The sequence below is a fragment of the Paenibacillus sp. R-74696 genome, assembly GCF_055814915.1.
On sequence record NZ_JBPULM010000050.1, the window covers coordinates 483992 to 500065 of the forward strand.

Consider the following 16074-nt stretch of genomic DNA (forward strand, 5'->3'; position numbering starts at 1 on the left):
CCAGGAGGGATTAAGGGATCATTACCCGCATAAACCGCTATTTAAACATGGTCTAGTTGCTGTTTGAAGTACCCTTCTTTTGTCTCATCAGGCTTAGTACGATTGTACCGCCAAACAGAATACCAATTAGGGCGAAGAAGTAGAGGTGAGGGATTTCGATATGGAAGGCCCCTAAAATCATCTTAACTGCGATTAACGCAATGAGGAAAAATGCCGTTTTTTCCAGCTCAGGAATTTTCTCAATCAGCTTGAGGAATACTTGGGCCACGCCGCGCATCATCAGAACGCCAAGAATACCGCCAAGGAACAATACCCATACTTCCTTGCTGACGCCAAATGCCGCGATAACGCTATCGATACTGAATGCAATATCCATTAATTCTACAGCGATAACCGTTCTCCAGAACGATTGCCCTTTGTTTTCAACACTGTCTTCGCCGCCGCCCTTGAACAATCCTTTATAAGCGATGTACAAGAGATAAGCTGCGCCTAGGAATTTGACGGCTGTGAACGTAACCAAATACGTACCAAAGCCAATCGCCAGAAACCTGAAAATATAAGCGCCCAAAATACCGTAAAACAAAGCTCTCTTCTGCTGTTCCTTCGGTAAATGCTTAACCATAACCGCAAGCACGAGCGCATTATCGGCGGACAAAAGTCCTTCCAATATAATCAGTGTTCCAATAATTCCCCAGCTGACAGGGTCGGAGAGGGTAGTTACTACTGCATTCCAATCAAAGAAATGCCCGTAGTTCTCCACTATGCTTTTGAAAAAATTCGATAGCCAGTCCACTTCATTCTAACCTCCATTTTATTTGCTTCCTGCAACCCAGCTGAGACCCCAATCGAAAGCACTATCAAGCTTCCGATGTCCTTCAAAATACCGAACAATCCGCTCAATGCTGAACGTTTCATTGTTCACATTCGTAATCATCGCAATGGCACACATCGCCTGTCCATTATCGTATTCATCCAGCTTAACGATAATATCCGGGCCGCCTTGCTGGCTAAGCGTGACGACTCCGTCTGCCTCAGACCAGCGCGTCACCCCTTTGTAAATAAAGGTGAAAATGAGCAAGCGTTTGATTTCCTTAATTTTCTCTCCGTTAATCCGGATATTTTCGCCCGTCGTTACTGAGCCTGTCCGATCATCGCCATCCAGCATGACGTATGGCGCTCTGTTCAGGGAACCGAAGCTGTTGCCAAGCGCCTGAATCACGCCCTTGCTGCCATCTTTCAACTCATACATGCAAGCGAGGTCAAGATCAATGCCCGTACGTTTGAACAATCCGCCGCCGGCTTTTTGGTTCCAATTGAGGTTTACCAAAATTTCACCCAAACCGCCGCTTTGCTTCGTCAGATTAATGACGTCGCCCTTCTTTTTCAGCTCAATTTTAGAAAAATTGATTTTCGTCGCTTCAGAAGTCGGCTGCTGCGAAGCAGCAGGAGCAGATGGTGCAGGGGCAGGCGTAGAGCCAGGCCTTGGTGGAATAACGATACGCGAGCCTTGCGTCTCCTGTGGCTTAGGAGGCGCTGGCGGAATAAGCGGATTTCGTGGTGCAGAAGACGTCTGCGGTGCAGGTGGTACTGGCGGCGCAGGAGGAGGAGTTGGCGCAGCAGGAGCTTTGGGCTCGTCCTTTACCTCAATGCCATAGCTTCCGCATAAGTCTTTCAGCCCGCCGGAATATCCGGCCCCTATCGCATTAAATTTCCACTCCTGATTGTACCTGTATAGCTCACCGATGACAATTGCATTTTCCACCGAAAACGGCTCACGCAGGTCATAACGAATAATCTCCTGGCCCGTACTTTCATTCAGGAAGCGTATGTATAGGCCGGCTACTCCGCTAAACTGCTGATTCCGTTTATCGCCATCGTAAATCGTCAACGTAATTGCAATCTTCTCAATCGCAGCATCGGTACGGGAAAGATCGATCTTGAACTGCTTGCGGTCATTGCCGCCCGGCGATTCGACATACGATAAAAAAGCATTCGATGGATTGCCGTAAAACAGCAAATCATTGTCGCTTCGCACCTTTCCGCCTGCAGCTAGCAAAAACGCGGAAGTATCGATTTCGAAGGAGGAAGGGGCTGACCATCCCAGGGCAGCCGTAATCCGGGTCAAACCCGGATTAGACTTGGTTACATCAGCTTTCTGCCCCTTTACGAGCGCTACCGTCATACCTCTAGGCCGTAATTACGGCAAAGATCGGCTAGACCGCCAGCGAAGCCACTTCCAATCGCCTGGAATTTCCAATCGTTCTCATGGCGGTAAAATTCGCAGAATACAACTGCCGTTTCCGTCGAAAATTCTTCACCAAGGTCAAAACGAAGCACTTCATTGTTATTCGCCTCATTAACTACTCGTACGAAAGCGCTGCTCACTTGACCGAAGTTTTGTTGGCGCACAGGAGCATCATGAATCGTAACTGTAATGCCGATACGCACGATATGTGCTGGAACTTTGCTGAAGTCGATAACGACTTGCTCATCGTCCCCTTCACCTTCGCCAGTACGGTTGTCGCCAGTATGCAGCACAGCCCCGCCGTATGTTTCTCTATTATTGTAGAAAATAAAATCTTCGGCTCCCTTGGCCTTTCCATCAGCATGGAGCAAAAATGCAGAAGCGTCAAGGTCAAATTCGCTGCCTCCTGCATATTTATTCGTATCCCAGCCCAGACCGACAACTACTTTGGTCAATCCTGGATTTGTTTTTGTGAGATCAATACGTTGGCCTTTAGACAAGTTAATAGACATATGATTTCCCCGCTTTCTAGAAGAGTTAAGTGATAGAGGTTGGAACGATAGAAAAAAGCTGTAAAGGGGCTTGCCCTCCCCTCCCGCCACATCGCACGCGAGAAAAGAGGACCTGCCCCTGCTTGTATGCTCTTAAAGGTTAGTTCAAGCCGAAGTCGCGAGCCAGACCGCCCAAGCCGTCTTTATAGCCGCTGCCGACTGCGCTGAATTTCCATTCGCCGCTGTGACGATACAGTTCGCCTACAACAACGCCCGTTTCGATGGAGAAATCTTCGCCCAAATCGAATTTGATCAGTTCTTCACTGCTTGCTTCGTTCACAATGCGGATGTACGCATTGGAAACTTGACCAAAGTTCTGGTTGCGCGTCTCTGCATCGTAGATCGTAATAGCGAAAGCTATTTTTTCTACATTTGCAGGCACAGCTGCCAGTTCGACTTTGATTTGCTCATCGTCTCCGTCGCCTTCGCCGGTACGATTGTCGCCTGTATGTACGACGGAACCGTTCTCATTGGATGTATTGTTGTAGAATACGAAGTTTTTCTCGCCTTCTACTTTACCCGAAGCTGCCAAGAGGAATACCGATACGTCGAGGTCAAATTGGCCTCCACCGTCATATTTGTTTGTATCCCAGCCTAGGCCTACCAAAATTTTGGAAAGTCCTGGGTTTGTTTTCGTCAAGTCTACTTTTTGACCTTTGGATAAGTTAATTGCCATTGTCAAAGACCTCTTTTCATTTATATGGGATGGGTATTACTTGTATCGCGCCGCCAAAATATCAATATGTGGCGCTTGAGCTCCTTCACCGATGGCGTTGAATTTCCATTCGCCATTGTGACGGTAAAGCTCACCTGTAATCAGAGCGGTCATTCCGGAATAATTATCCGTCAAATTAAACTTTACCAGCTCTTGCATATTATTTGCATTTAAGACCCGGATATAAGCCGAGCGGATCATGCCGAAATCCTGCTTTCTTGCTTCAGCTTCATAAATGTTGACAACGACTAGAATTTTCTCCACATCGGCTGGCACTTTCGCCAAATCGATGCCGATTTGCTCGTCATCACCATCACCTTCACCCGTGATATTATCACCCGAGTGAATGACCGAGTTGCAGGCACTTTGCTTATTATAGAAGCAGATGAGGCTTTCGCGGCTTGCCAGCTTTCCATTAGCATTCAGCATCAGTGCCGAAGCATCACAGTCAATGTTAGCCGCCTGCTTCCGTCCCATTCCGAAAAAGCTTTTCTTCTCTTCCACCGCTGGGTCCCAGCCAAGACCAACCATAAGCTTGGTAAGACCGGAGGTTCCTTTGGTCAAATCGATCTTCTGTCCCTTAACCAGATTAATACTCATGTTCGAGGTCACCTCCTTCCCACATCAGGCGAAGCAGCTTCGTCATCTGTGGCTTTCGTTTTCATTCTACCTTTTCTACGGATGTAGTGCCCAACAAGTTTCAGAGAATTTTAGCGAATCGTATAAAGATTTTATTAAGGGAAGAATAGGCTGGATTAACCTGTCATTTATTTAGAATAATTGTTTGGCTTTGGCTTCCTTAAGCCATGTTGGGAATTCAACAAGCAGGCTGTCATACAAATCGTCGTCGGAAATTTTATCGAGGTTTTTCACCTTTAGGAAATTCGCATTGTCGATATAACGGCCATCCAGGTTGTCCAGCTCGTCTAGGAAATAGAAGCGCTCATTGCCAATGCCGACAAACTGGAAGAAAATCCCAAGGCGTGACAAGCCGCGAATCAGCTCGCGCGTCTCCTCTTTGTCGGAGTTGTCCCCATCTGTGAAAAACAGGACATACACGGGCGGATCATTTTTAACTTTGGATGCATCTATTTCATATTCCGTCCGGCCGCCCAAGCCGAGAAAACCGCCCTTGCGAGTAAGCTTCAGCGCCCCTGGATAATAAAAGTCCGCGATCTGCTTCATGACGCCCGCATATTGCGTGCCCATCTCAAGCTTGTGCTTGCTCGTAATTTCCCGCTCCACAAATTGATAAAAATTCGCTTGATATATTTCCCCAATTTCATGGTTGCTCAGTCCGAATGCGAATACATCCGCCGCACCGTTATCATCAAAATTCATCGCAAGCGCAAGCGCGCGCTCCGCCGTTTTTTGAATAATGCCGCTTCTGTACAAATTAGTCATTGAGCCGGAAATATCGAACACGGCTGCTACTCGGGCAACCTGCCCATTCAGCCCCCGCTTAGTTAAGGAAATCGTTGCTTTCTTCTTCAAATCAATTAAATGGTCTTCCGCTTGCTTCCTTAGATCAATACTCAAAGAGATCCCTCCTTAGCTTGATACTATTAACTATATCAAATCTAATATAAAATGACAAAAATCCCAAAGTCCATTGCTAGTTTTTTACTTTTTTCGCACAAAACACATACCTGCTATTCATACCCATTTTCCGAACGATTTAATCAGCTCAAGCGAATACTTTTCCCCGCGAATGGCGATACAGCTCTTCATAATAGCCATGCCGTCTCACCAGCTCTGCATGCGTGCCCTGCTCGGCAATTTCGCCCTTGCGCATGACAATAATGCGATCGGCCTTCATTACTGTAGAAAGGCGGTGGGCGATAATAATCGTCGTCCGCCCCTTCGATACGATCGCAAGCGCCTGCTCCAGCAGCTGCTCGCTGTACGAATCAAGATTCGCCGTCGCTTCGTCGAGAATGAGAATTTTGGGCTGAAATACGATAATTCGGGCAAAAGAAATCAACTGCCGCTCACCGGCGGACAAGCCGCTTCCCCGCTCGGACAGCCGCGTATTATAGCCATCGCTCATGCGCTGAATAATTGCATCCGCTCCAACCAGGCGGCATGCTTCGATAACCGTATCCTCATCAATATCTGTATCGAACAGCCGCACATTATCCAGCACACTGCCCGAATAAAGATACGGCTCCTGCTGCACGAGGCCAACGATGCGGTGCAGCTGCGCTTGCTCCATATCGCGTACGTCCGTGCCGTCGATTCGCACGCCGCCAGAGCGAACATCATAGAAACGGCAGAGCAGGCTGATCAGCGAGCTTTTACCTGCACCAGTCGTGCCGACGATGCCAATTCGCTCCCCTGCCCGGATACGCAGCGATAAGCCTTGAATGACAGGAGGCCGCTGCCCATAACCAAATACAACATGGTCAAATTCGATATCGCCACGCACGTGTGCTTTCGCAAGCGCATGCGGCTTCTCCTTGTTCTCCACCTCCGGCTTAAGCGCAAATATACCCCAGATGCGGGTAACCGCAACCGTCGCCGATTGCAGCGTATTCCACTGCTGCGTAATCGTGTTAAGCGGCTGGAAAAACAGACGGATATACGTAATAAACGCGTAAAGCACGCCGAAATCCATTTGCTTGTTCAGCACCGCCATGCCGCCAAGCCACGTAACGAAAGCAATTGACAGATTGCTTAATATATCAAAGGAGCAGCGAAACCATACCTGCGTCTTCACTTCCTTCATATTAGCCCGGAAATAGCCTTCATTGCGCGCCGTAAACTCCCGCTGCTGCTCCTTCTCCTGATGAAAAACCTGAATCAGATTCATGCCTGCTAAATTTTCAGCAGTAAAAGCTATGAGCCGGGAGAGCTGCGTGCGCGCACGCTGATAGGTCCGGCGCATATAAGAACGAAAGCCAATGGCGATGCCCGCGATAATCGGCAGCAGAAGCAAGCAGTAAAGCGCAAGCTGTGCATCCAGCTGGAACATCAAAAATATAATGAACACCAACGTCATGCCATCGCGCAGCACACTCATCAGTACTTGGCTGAACAGCTGATTCAGCGATTCTGTATCGCTGGATACGTGGGTAATCAAGCTCCCGCTTGAGGTGCGGTCAAAATACGACATCGACAGCTTGGAAATATGCTCGAACAGCTGCTTGCGGACTTTCGCCACAATGCTTTGCCCTGTGTATTGCAGCATATTGTTCTGCAAATAAGTGAACAGCAGGCTCATTGCTGCTAAGCCCAGATACAAAGCTCCTATGCCGATAATGGCACGATACTCCCCCTTGCCCGCCATCAAATGATCATCAATTATCACCTTCACCAGATAAGGTTGGAGCAATTCCGCAGCTATAGCCAGCAGCGTACAGAAGAAGATTAGCGCAAAGCTCCATTTATGGGGTTTAGCAAAGGAAGATAGCGCCCGGAATGCCGACACATATTTTATATCCGGCTTCGGCTGGTTTTCGCCCGTTTGCCGCTCAGCCCTCTGGTCAGCCTCCCAATTGCGAATGGAATTAGCCATCTGCTTCTCCCTCCTCCTGAATCGCACACAGCGATGCGTATAAGCCCGGCTTCGCCGACAGCTCGGCATGGGTTCCCTGCTGCGCTATCGTCCCGCCCTTCATGACGATTATTTGATCGGCATGCTTGATCGCACTAATGCGATGGGCCACAATAATCGTCGTTTTTCCTTTGCGCATCCTGCGTACCGTATTCATAATTTCCGTCTCGGTTACAGCATCGACTGCGCTTACACTGTCATCCAAAATCATAAGCGGAGCCTGCTTAATGAAGCCTCTCGCAAGACTCGTTCGCTGGCGCTGTCCGCCTGACAGCGTCACGCCCCGTTCTCCGAGCTTCGTCTCGAACTGCTCGGGAAACGCCATAATATTTTCAAAAATTTGAGCCTGCTTTGCTGATTCCTCAACAGCGTCCATTTCTCGCCTCCGATCCGAAAAAGCAATATTATCGCGAATAGAGGTGCTGAATAGAAAACCATCCTGCGGCACATAGCCAATTTGGCTGCGCAGGCTCTCCAGCGTAATGTCGCGAATATCCGTCTCAGCAAAACGAATGGTGCCTCTCGGCGCCTCATAGGTGCGCAGGAGCAGCTTCATCAGCGTTGTCTTGCCGCTGCCTGTCGCCCCTACGATGCCAATCGTCATACCCGGATGAATATCCAGCCTAATATCCCGCAGCGCAGCTCCGCGAGCCCCCGGATAAGTAAAAGACAGTCCCTCAACATGAATGCTCTTGCCCTGCAAATCAAGCGAAGCGGCAGCCTTGCTTTCCTGAATGTCCGGCGTCTCTGACAGCAGCTCGTTCAGCCTCTCCAGTGAAGCGCGGGAACGCTGCATCGTATTAATAACGGTGCCAATCTGCTGAAGCGGGTTCATGAGCATCCGTATGTAAAGCGTCAATGCCACAAAATGCCCCAGCGACAGCTCGCCGTTCACCGTTAAGTAGCCGCCTAACGAAATCGCTATAATTAAAGATAACGCGCCGAGAAATGGGATGATTGCCTGAAAAATCGATGATACCCGGACCAGACGAAGCTGGTTGTCCTTGATTTGATCCACCGTTGTGAAAAAACGCTCATTCATGACCGATTCAACAGCAAACTTCTTGGTGACACGTATGCCCCCGAACTGCTCCTCAGCTGATTCCGTCATCGTGGCGAGCGAGGCCTGCACTTTTTTGGAGCGCTGCATAATAACAGGACCGAATCTCGTTACGATGAACGGGATCAGCAGCAGCGGCACAATGGACGAGGCTAGCAAAAACAGCGGGATGCCGCTGTAAAGCATCATCGTCACGACGGCGAAAAATAGCGTCACCGCACTCGCCGTCTGATTGACGCCCATCGAGATCGACTCCCTCACTCCAGTGACGTCATTGACGACATAGCTCAGCAGCTTGCCGACGCCATTTTTCGAATAAAAACGTTCGCTGAGTCCTGTAAAATGCATAAACAGCTTGCTGCGCGTCAATCGCTCAAAGCGTCTGCCAATATACATGATGAGAAATTGCGCCACACAAGCCAGCACAACGTAGCTCGCGCCAATGGCGAGCAGCAGCAGGCTGTATTTTTGAATAAGCCCGCTTGATAAACCGTTATTTTGCAGCGCATCCGTAAACCTACCCAGCACCTGCGGGAAGAACACCTGAATGATGCTGGATGCGACATGCAGCAGAACGGCAACGGCATATAAAGGCCAGCTTTGCTTTAGAAAATCGACTAAAATCCGCCCTTTTTTCATTCTGCACATCACTCCTTTGCCGACTAACTATTTACCACTATAGTATTCATTGTAACAGTTTATTCGCTGTTTGGGTCGAAAATGACGAAAGACGGCTCGCTTGAGCCGCCTCCGCCCTGCGTTTGGCCTTTGCCTGCTTTGTGTGCTGTCTACAGCAGTCCTTTGCGATAAAGCACCGTCAGCAAACGATAAAAGTCCAGCGATCCACCTTCCGGCGTGTCGATGATGCCAGCAGCTACCGCAGCCGCAACTGCTGTTTTCGCCCATGCTGGCACCGCCATACTGTGCTTGGCTTCTAACTCCGTTATCCGCTTCACCAGCGCATCAAACTGCAGGCGCTCCGCTTCTGTCATTGGCTCCCCCTCCTCTTCCGGCTTTTCCGGTTCCGGTTCCGGCTCCGGCTCTGGTTCCACGAGATTGCCCAGCAGCGCTTTGATTTGCTGCAAAAAGCTTTCCCAGCCGCCCGGCCGGCTCCGAAACGTATGAGGACAGTTTTTGCCGCTCCAGCGGTTATGCTGGACGACTGCTGTAATCGGCAGCCCAAGCTTGCGCAGCAGCTCGGCAATGAGCGCCGCTGCATTCGCCTCCGCCTTGCTGCGGATGCCATCGCCATTTTCACAAATTTCGATTCCAATTGAGCTGCGGTTACCCGGCCCATTGCCATCGCCTGCATGCCAGCCATGCTCGTTCACAGGCAAATGCTGCACCACCCTCGTATCATCCACGGTAAAATGCCAGGAGACGGGCAGTGCTGCGGCGGCACCTCCTTTTAAATATTTGGCATGGGAAAGCGCATCCGCCCCCTTCGAGCTGTTCGCTGTATCATGTACCGTCACATATTTCGGCCCTTGAATGGCAATGCCAGGACGATTGCTCCTGCCTGCCGGAATAAAATCCTGTATCCTATCAGCCATCGTTCACCCTCCCTTCCAGCGCGAGCATGCTTCGCTCGCTTCTATTAGGAAGTGCGCCAGCGGCACAATTGGTTTGTACACCTGCCTGAGGGCGACAAAAAAGGCGGGGAAAAGAGTGCTGCTCCACTCTTTTCCCCGCCCTGTCCTTCAACCAAAAGCTGGCCCTTTATTTTCCAAGCAATATTTTCGCATATGGCGAGTCGATTGGCAGCATGATGACCGGCTCATTTTTGAGCGTCGTCACATAGCTGTCCAGCGTCCGATAGAAGTTATAGAACGCCGGGTCCTGCCCGTATGCTTTATTGTAGATTTTCGCTGCCTGCTGCTCGCCCTCGGCTACGATTTTTTTCGCGTCAGCCTGTGCCTGCGACATCAGCTCGCTTGCAGTACGGTCAGCCTTCGACGTAATTTTGCGCGACTCCTCATCACCCTCGGACAAGTAACGCGCCGCGATGGATTGACGGTCGGAAATCATCCGATTGTACACGCTTTGCTTATTGCCTTCAGGCAAATCCGTCCGCTTAATGCGCACATCGATCACCTCAACACCATAATCATCACGCTTTAGCGCCTCGGCTACATCGCGCGTAATTTCATCATTTATATTGCCGCGCTCCGTCTGCTCGCTAATAATATTATCGTAATTCACTTCAGACAGCTTGCGCCTGACCGAATTGTATACCGCTTCATCAATACGCTGGACACCCGCGCTTACCGTCTGTGCCGTTTTCAAAAATTGCTCCGGCTTCGTAATGCGCCAAACGGTGTAATTGTCCACGATAATCGGCTTCTTATCCTTCGTCAAAATCGACGTTGGATTGCTCTCATACGTCATTTGGTATTTCGGCAATGGCGATACACTTTCGATAAATGGAATTTTCAGCTTGAGACCCGGCGTTTCGGCAACCCGCACCGCTTCACCAAACTTCAGCACGACCTTGTATTCGCCTTCCTTTACGATGTACATCGAGCCTGCGCCAAGGATGACGACGACCACAAGGCTGACTAGCAAAATCAATTGGTTTTTCTTCATGGTGTTGCTCCCCCTTCCGCCTGCGGAGCAGGGGTTTGTGAATTGCTCGAGCTGCTCGAACCACTTTTGCTGCGCAGCAGCTCATTCAGCGGCAAGTAATTCACCGTATCACCATTGCTATTTGTAATGAAAATTTGCGCATTCGGCATTATTTTTTCCAGCGTCTCGAGGATAAGACGGCTTTGCGTAACGTCCGGATTATTTTTATATTCGGCAAAAATCGCATTAAACTTCGCGACGTCGCCCTCGGCGTTCAATATCCGTGACTTTTTCTCCGCTTCGGCATTTTCAAGCAGCGCCTGTGCTTCACCGCGCGCCTTCGGAATGCGATCATTTTCATATTTTGCCGCGTTGTTGATCTTTGTGTTTTTCTCCTCGCGGGCATTCGTGACTTCGCGGAACGCTTCCTCTACCTGGCCGCTTGGCGGCTCAATATCCTGGAACTTAATGTCCATAATTTGAATGCCGGTTTTGTATTTTGTTTGCAGCTCCAGCAGCTTCTCCCGCACCTTATCCTGAATAACGGTTTTTCCGTCCGTAATCGCATAATCGAGCTTCTCTGAACCAATAACCGAACGGATGGAGGAGCTCGCCGCATTGCGCAGGAAGCGCTCCGGATCATCAATGTTGTACAAGTAATCATGCAAATTGCTTATTTTCCACTGGACGACGGCGTCAGCCGATACAATATTTTCATCCCCGGTAATCATGAGCGCTTCGTCGTCAACGGGTGTGACGCTGTCCCCATTCTGGCGGTACCCGATATGAATGCGCTGCACAAGCTCAGCCGGCACCGTAACCACCTGCTGAATCGGATATGGAAACTTAAAATGCAGCCCAGCCGTCGCTTCCCCCGTATACTTTCCAAATGTCAAAATCGCCGCGCGCTCCTGCTCCTGTACCGTATAAAAAGATGAAAATCCGAGCGTAACGGCTACGATGCCGATGGCTGCCCCGATGATCGCCTTTTTTACCGTTTTTGGATTAAGCGGCTGCTGGCTTCCTTGCGGTCTGTTTATTTCCGTGTTCAATTAAACCTCTCCCTTCTATTTATATGAACAAAATGAGAACAAACCTAATCTGTTCATACGTAAAGGGAGCCTATTAGGTGACAGTTTTTTCCCAGCGATTATAAATCCGCACCATTATGATCTTCAAAAGCAGATAAACCGGGATCGCAACCATGATGCCAACAATGCCGCCCAGCGCCCCTGAAACGAGAATAAGCAGCAGCGTTGTAATGGGATGAACGTCCAGCTTTCGCCCATAAATATACGGGGACAAAATATTTCCTTCAATCTGCTGAGCCAGCATAATGATGACCACCACCCAGATGACAGACGTAGGCTCATCGATAAACGCCACGATCACACAAGGAATGAGCCCCAAAATTTGCCCAATATACGGGATCATATTCATGAAAGCAATGACGAGAGCCAGCACCAGCGGATACGGCAAGCCGATGAGAAGAAAGCCGATGAGCACCATCCCGCCCAGCAGCAGGCAAAGGGTAACCCGTCCGACAATAAAGCCGCTTAGCGCTTTGTCCATCTCCTGCAGCGTTTCTTTCAAACCGCTTTTGTAACGACCGGGAACCCGCTCCAGCAGCTTGCGGACCGCAGCTCGGTCATCCATCAGCATGTAATAAAGCAGCAGCGGCGCCGTAGAAACGACGATTATAAAATTGGAGAGCACAGAAAAGGCATTTTTCACATAGTCGGTTGCCGATGCAATGCTTTTCGTCAAATAGGGCTCCGCTTTATCCATTAAATTAAAGCCTGCAAAATCGAATTTCGACAGATCGACACCAAACAAAATTTTATTTTTCTGCAGCTGCTCCAGCTGCCTTCGAAAGTCATCCGCAAGCTTCGGAAGCTGCTCCAGCAAACCCGTCAGCTGGCGCTGCAATATCGGCCATACGACGATGCCGAGCAGCGTAATGAGCGCAGCCGCAAGCACATAAATGAGCAGAATGCAGAGCGGCTTCGGCAGCTTCAAGCGATGCAGGCGTGCGACCAATGGGCGGAGCAAATAATACAAAAATACCGACAGTACAATCGGTACAAAGATGATTTTCAGCGCGAGCATAATCGGGTCAAAAAACGCGGAGTTTCGCGCAAACAAATACAAGATAAGCAGCACCAATACGATGCTTACAAAAATTTGATTCAATCGGGTTAAACGCATACTGAAGCTTCCCCTCTGTTCCTTAGTCATGCCTATCATCTATGCTTACCCATTGCCCAGCTCCTGAAACCAAAGCCCGGATACTCAACATTTCGGATGAACGTTTCTTGTCAAAGCGTTAGCTTGGCATTATTTATGGTATCCTATCGTTATATAACGATAAGGGGACAGGGAAAAAGATGTTTTATCCAACAGTGCGCTTCAATCATTTAAATATCAAGCTGGCGTTAGGCCATAAAATGCTTAGCGTCCAATACGTCAATTGCGGCTATTTCTACGAATCGATCATTGAGCATCGCCATAGCAACCGCAGCTATGAGCTTCATTATATTCCTACGGGCAAAGGCACATTGATTGCCGAAGGACAGCAATACGAGATTAAGCCTGGCTGTCTGTTTATGACCGGCCCGGATATCGCCCATGAGCAAATTACCGATCTGCTTGACCCGATGGCTGAATTTTGCATCTGCTTTGAGGAACAGCCGCCAGCTGCGGGCAAAAACACCGCTCCCGCAAGCGGCCGCGAGGAGGATTTGACCGGTATTGCGGAAGCTTTTTTGGAAAAATCGTTCTGGTTCGGCGAGGACACGCAGCAAATGCTGCCCCTGTTCCAGCAATTGTTCGAAGAGGCTGAGCAGCAGGCGGTTGGCTACTACGCAGCTATTCACAGCATTATGGAGCAAATACTGATTAGGCTGATCCGCAACTATAAGCAGGGCGAGCCCTCGCGCCTAAGCGCCCCGACCAAAACGCTCGATGACAGCCGTATCGCCATTATAGAGCAGCAATTTCTATCCAGCCCCATCGATCTAACGATTCAGGAGCTCGCTGGGAAGCTCGGCTTAAGCGTCCGTCAAACGGAGCGCTCGATTCGGCAGCTGTACGGCATGTCGTTCACGAATAAAAAAAATCAGGCGCGCATGAGTGTCGCAGCACGCTTGCTCAAATCTACGACGCTGCCGATCGCAGCCATTGCCGAACAGACCGGGTTTGCTACGCTGGAGTATTTCTGTACGATTTTCAAAAAACAATATGGCCTGACAGCAACAGCCTATCGAAAAAGCCCCATTTTTCGCGGGTAAATGAACATGTGAGGTAATGATTATTGCTGGAATCGCTTTCATTCCTTACGATGTGTCCAAGGAGGTTAACTGGAATAAAATACAATTAAAGCGATTACAAAGGAGGAAATAAACGTAATGTCCACCATGTTATTTAAGAAAAAGGGGATTAAACCGCTCGCCTTCCTGCTCTGCTTTTGTCTAGCCCTTCCTTTTACATCTATGCTCGGAAAAGTTCAGGCGGCTACACTCTACAGCGCCGATTTTGAAAGTGGCGGCGCCTCGGGCTGGACCGCCACAAGCGGCACCTGGTCAGTCGTACAGGATAGCGGCTCAAATGTATATACCCAGACTAGCTCCTCAGAAGGCCGCACCTCCGCAGGCAATCAGGCTTGGACGAATTACAGCGTTGAAGCCAAGGTGAAAATTGATAATTTCAATGGAACGAACCGGACTTATGTAGCCGGACGCTACCAGGATGGCAATAATTTTTATGCAGCGTCGCTTTATAACAGTGGCAGCGGCAAGCTTGAATTACGCAAAAAAGTAAGCGGTTCCACTACTACTCTGGCAACCGTTGACTACCCTGTTGCTGCCGGTACTTGGTACACGGTAAAGCTCACGATGTCTGGCTCTGCAATTTCTATGCATTTGAATGGCACGCAGGTGCTGACGGCTACGGACTCCAGCCTCACTTCAGGCGCAGTTGGTCTCGTAAGCTTTAAGACGGCCGCTAAATATGACAATGTGATCGTGTCGGATTCGGCATCGACTCCAACGCCAACGCCTTCGGCAACAGCAACTCCAGCACCGACAGCGACAGCAACTCCGGCTCCTACAGCTACACCAGCACCCACCGCTACACCAACACCAGCTACAGGCGATCTGTTCGTAGCGGCCAATGGTTCTGCCAGCAACAGCGGCACTATCAGCAGCCCGCTTACACTTGCAGCAGCACTGACGCAAATTCAACCGGGCAAAACGATCTATTTGCGCGGCGGCACCTATGCTTTTTCTGAAACGGTAACGATTGAACGGACGAACAGCGGAAGCTCGGTTAGTGCACGCAAAGGACTTGTCGCCTATGGCAGCGAGAAGCCTGTGCTGGATTTCTCCGCACAAGCTTTTGCCTCCACGAACCGAGGTCTGCAAATTAACGGCCACTACTGGTTTGTGAAAGGTCTTGAAGTAAAGGGTGCTGGAGATAACGGCATCTTCATCGGCGGAAATTACAACCGGATTGAAAATGTTGAAACGCATCATAACCGCGACACCGGCCTGCAGCTTGGACGTTATGTATCCACTGCCGGCTACAGCGAGTGGCCAGCTTACAATGAAATTATTAATTCTTATTCCCACGACAACTACGATCCGGATAATGGGGAGGATGCAGACGGCTTTGCGGCGAAGCTGACGGTTGGCCCGGGCAATGTTTTCGACGGCTGTATTGCGGCGTATAACGTAGATGACGGCTGGGACCTGTATTCAAAAACCGATACGGGAGCTATTGGAATTGTAACGATTCGCAACAGCATCGCCTATCAAAATGGCCATACGTCCGACGGTACAACGACAACCGATAGCGATGGCAATGGCTTCAAGCTGGGCGGCGAAAAAATTGCCGTAAATCATATTGTCGAGAACAGCATCGCTTTCCAAAACAAAAAGCATGGCTTCACTTATAACAGCAACCCAGGCTCCATTTCCATGAAAAACAATACCTCGTGGAGCAATGGACAAAGCAACTTCGCTTTTGATTTAGGCACACATATATTCACCAACAACCTGAGCCTCGGTGGTGGCTCCAGTGACAAAACAAGCGGCACCGATGTTTCCAATACCAATGTTTGGTGGAAAAGCAGTGCCAGCGTAAACGGCAAAGGCTTGCTTGCAAGCTCGGCTGACTTCGTGAGCTTGACCCCTTCCGTTACCCGCAATGCAGACGGATCGCCGAATCTTGGCAACTTCCTTAAGCTGGCAACTGGCAGCGATTTAATAGGCTCCGGCACGCCAGCTGGCACAAATGTTGGCGCACGCTAGCATGAAATAAGAATAGGAATTTGCGGCCGCCCCTTGCCTGAATGCGTCAAAACCGCTACCATGGTAAGGGTGC

At 49.7% G+C, this 16074-nt stretch carries 14 protein-coding genes and 1 pseudogene; 3 read left to right on the forward strand and 12 right to left on the reverse strand.

Going from position 1 to position 16074, the window contains the following annotated elements:
- Positions 1-52 precede the first annotated feature (52 nt).
- From ACSR9A_RS30685 to ACSR9A_RS30740, 12 genes are all read right to left on the reverse strand, one after another.
- On the reverse strand, positions 53-793 hold the full coding sequence (locus tag ACSR9A_RS30685; RefSeq protein WP_473762339.1) for a TerC family protein: 741 nt from the start codon (positions 791-793) through the stop codon (positions 53-55).
- A gap of 18 nt (positions 794-811) precedes the next feature.
- On the reverse strand, positions 812-2182 hold the full coding sequence (locus ACSR9A_RS30690) for a TerD family protein (RefSeq protein WP_473762340.1): 1371 nt from the start codon (positions 2180-2182) through the stop codon (positions 812-814).
- Positions 2179-2757, reverse strand: coding sequence for a TerD family protein (locus ACSR9A_RS30695; RefSeq protein ID WP_046228830.1), 579 nt, complete (start codon positions 2755-2757; stop codon positions 2179-2181). Before ACSR9A_RS30695 ends, ACSR9A_RS30690 begins: the two co-directional genes overlap by 4 nt.
- A 139-nt stretch (positions 2758-2896) precedes the next feature.
- Positions 2897-3472, reverse strand: a complete 576-nt coding sequence (locus ACSR9A_RS30700; protein WP_341281461.1) for a TerD family protein — start codon at positions 3470-3472, stop codon at positions 2897-2899.
- A 36-nt stretch (positions 3473-3508) separates the two neighbouring features.
- The gene (locus ACSR9A_RS30705; RefSeq protein WP_341281460.1) at positions 3509-4111 is read right to left on the reverse strand and encodes a TerD family protein; all 603 of its coding nucleotides are present in this window, start codon (positions 4109-4111) and stop codon (positions 3509-3511) included.
- A 171-nt stretch (positions 4112-4282) separates the two neighbouring features.
- Positions 4283-5050 carry a VWA domain-containing protein gene (locus tag ACSR9A_RS30710; RefSeq protein ID WP_473762341.1) on the reverse strand — a complete coding sequence of 256 codons (768 nt, stop codon included), beginning with the start codon at positions 5048-5050 and terminating at the stop codon, positions 4283-4285.
- Positions 5051-5198: 148 nt separating this feature from the next.
- On the reverse strand, positions 5199-7028 hold the full coding sequence (locus tag ACSR9A_RS30715; RefSeq protein ID WP_473762342.1) for an ABC transporter ATP-binding protein: 1830 nt from the start codon (positions 7026-7028) through the stop codon (positions 5199-5201).
- Positions 7021-8766: an ABC transporter ATP-binding protein gene (locus ACSR9A_RS30720; RefSeq protein ID WP_473762344.1), complete on the reverse strand. Its 1746-nt coding sequence runs from the start codon at positions 8764-8766 to the stop codon at positions 7021-7023. The genes ACSR9A_RS30715 and ACSR9A_RS30720 overlap by 8 nt, the downstream gene beginning before the upstream one ends.
- A gap of 149 nt (positions 8767-8915) precedes the next feature.
- Entirely contained in the window at positions 8916-9680 is a 765-nt protein-coding gene (locus ACSR9A_RS30725; RefSeq protein WP_473762345.1) for a peptidoglycan recognition protein family protein, read from the reverse strand.
- Positions 9681-9846: 166 nt separating this feature from the next.
- Complete coding sequence (gene hflC / locus ACSR9A_RS30730; protein WP_473762346.1) at positions 9847-10713, reverse strand: protease modulator HflC; 867 nt, start codon at positions 10711-10713, stop codon at positions 9847-9849.
- A complete protein-coding gene (gene hflK, locus ACSR9A_RS30735) occupies positions 10710-11744 on the reverse strand; it encodes an FtsH protease activity modulator HflK (protein ID WP_473762348.1) in 1035 nt (344 codons plus the stop codon). Before hflK ends, hflC begins: the two co-directional genes overlap by 4 nt.
- A 73-nt stretch (positions 11745-11817) precedes the next feature.
- Positions 11818-12900: an AI-2E family transporter gene (locus ACSR9A_RS30740; protein ID WP_473762349.1), complete on the reverse strand. Its 1083-nt coding sequence runs from the start codon at positions 12898-12900 to the stop codon at positions 11818-11820.
- A gap of 179 nt (positions 12901-13079) precedes the next feature.
- Here ACSR9A_RS30740 and ACSR9A_RS30745 point away from each other — a divergent pair, with 179 nt between their 5' ends.
- From ACSR9A_RS30745 to ACSR9A_RS30755, 3 genes and pseudogenes are all read left to right on the forward strand, one after another.
- Positions 13080-13982, forward strand: coding sequence for an AraC family transcriptional regulator (locus ACSR9A_RS30745; protein WP_473762351.1), 903 nt, complete (start codon positions 13080-13082; stop codon positions 13980-13982).
- 201 nt (positions 13983-14183) lie between these two features.
- Positions 14184-14708: pseudogene (locus tag ACSR9A_RS30750) on the forward strand (LamG-like jellyroll fold domain-containing protein); the annotation flags it as partial.
- Positions 14709-16001 (forward strand): right-handed parallel beta-helix repeat-containing protein, encoded by a 1293-nt coding sequence (locus ACSR9A_RS30755; RefSeq protein ID WP_473762391.1) that lies wholly within the window; start codon positions 14709-14711, stop codon positions 15999-16001.
- Positions 16002-16074 lie beyond the last annotated feature (73 nt).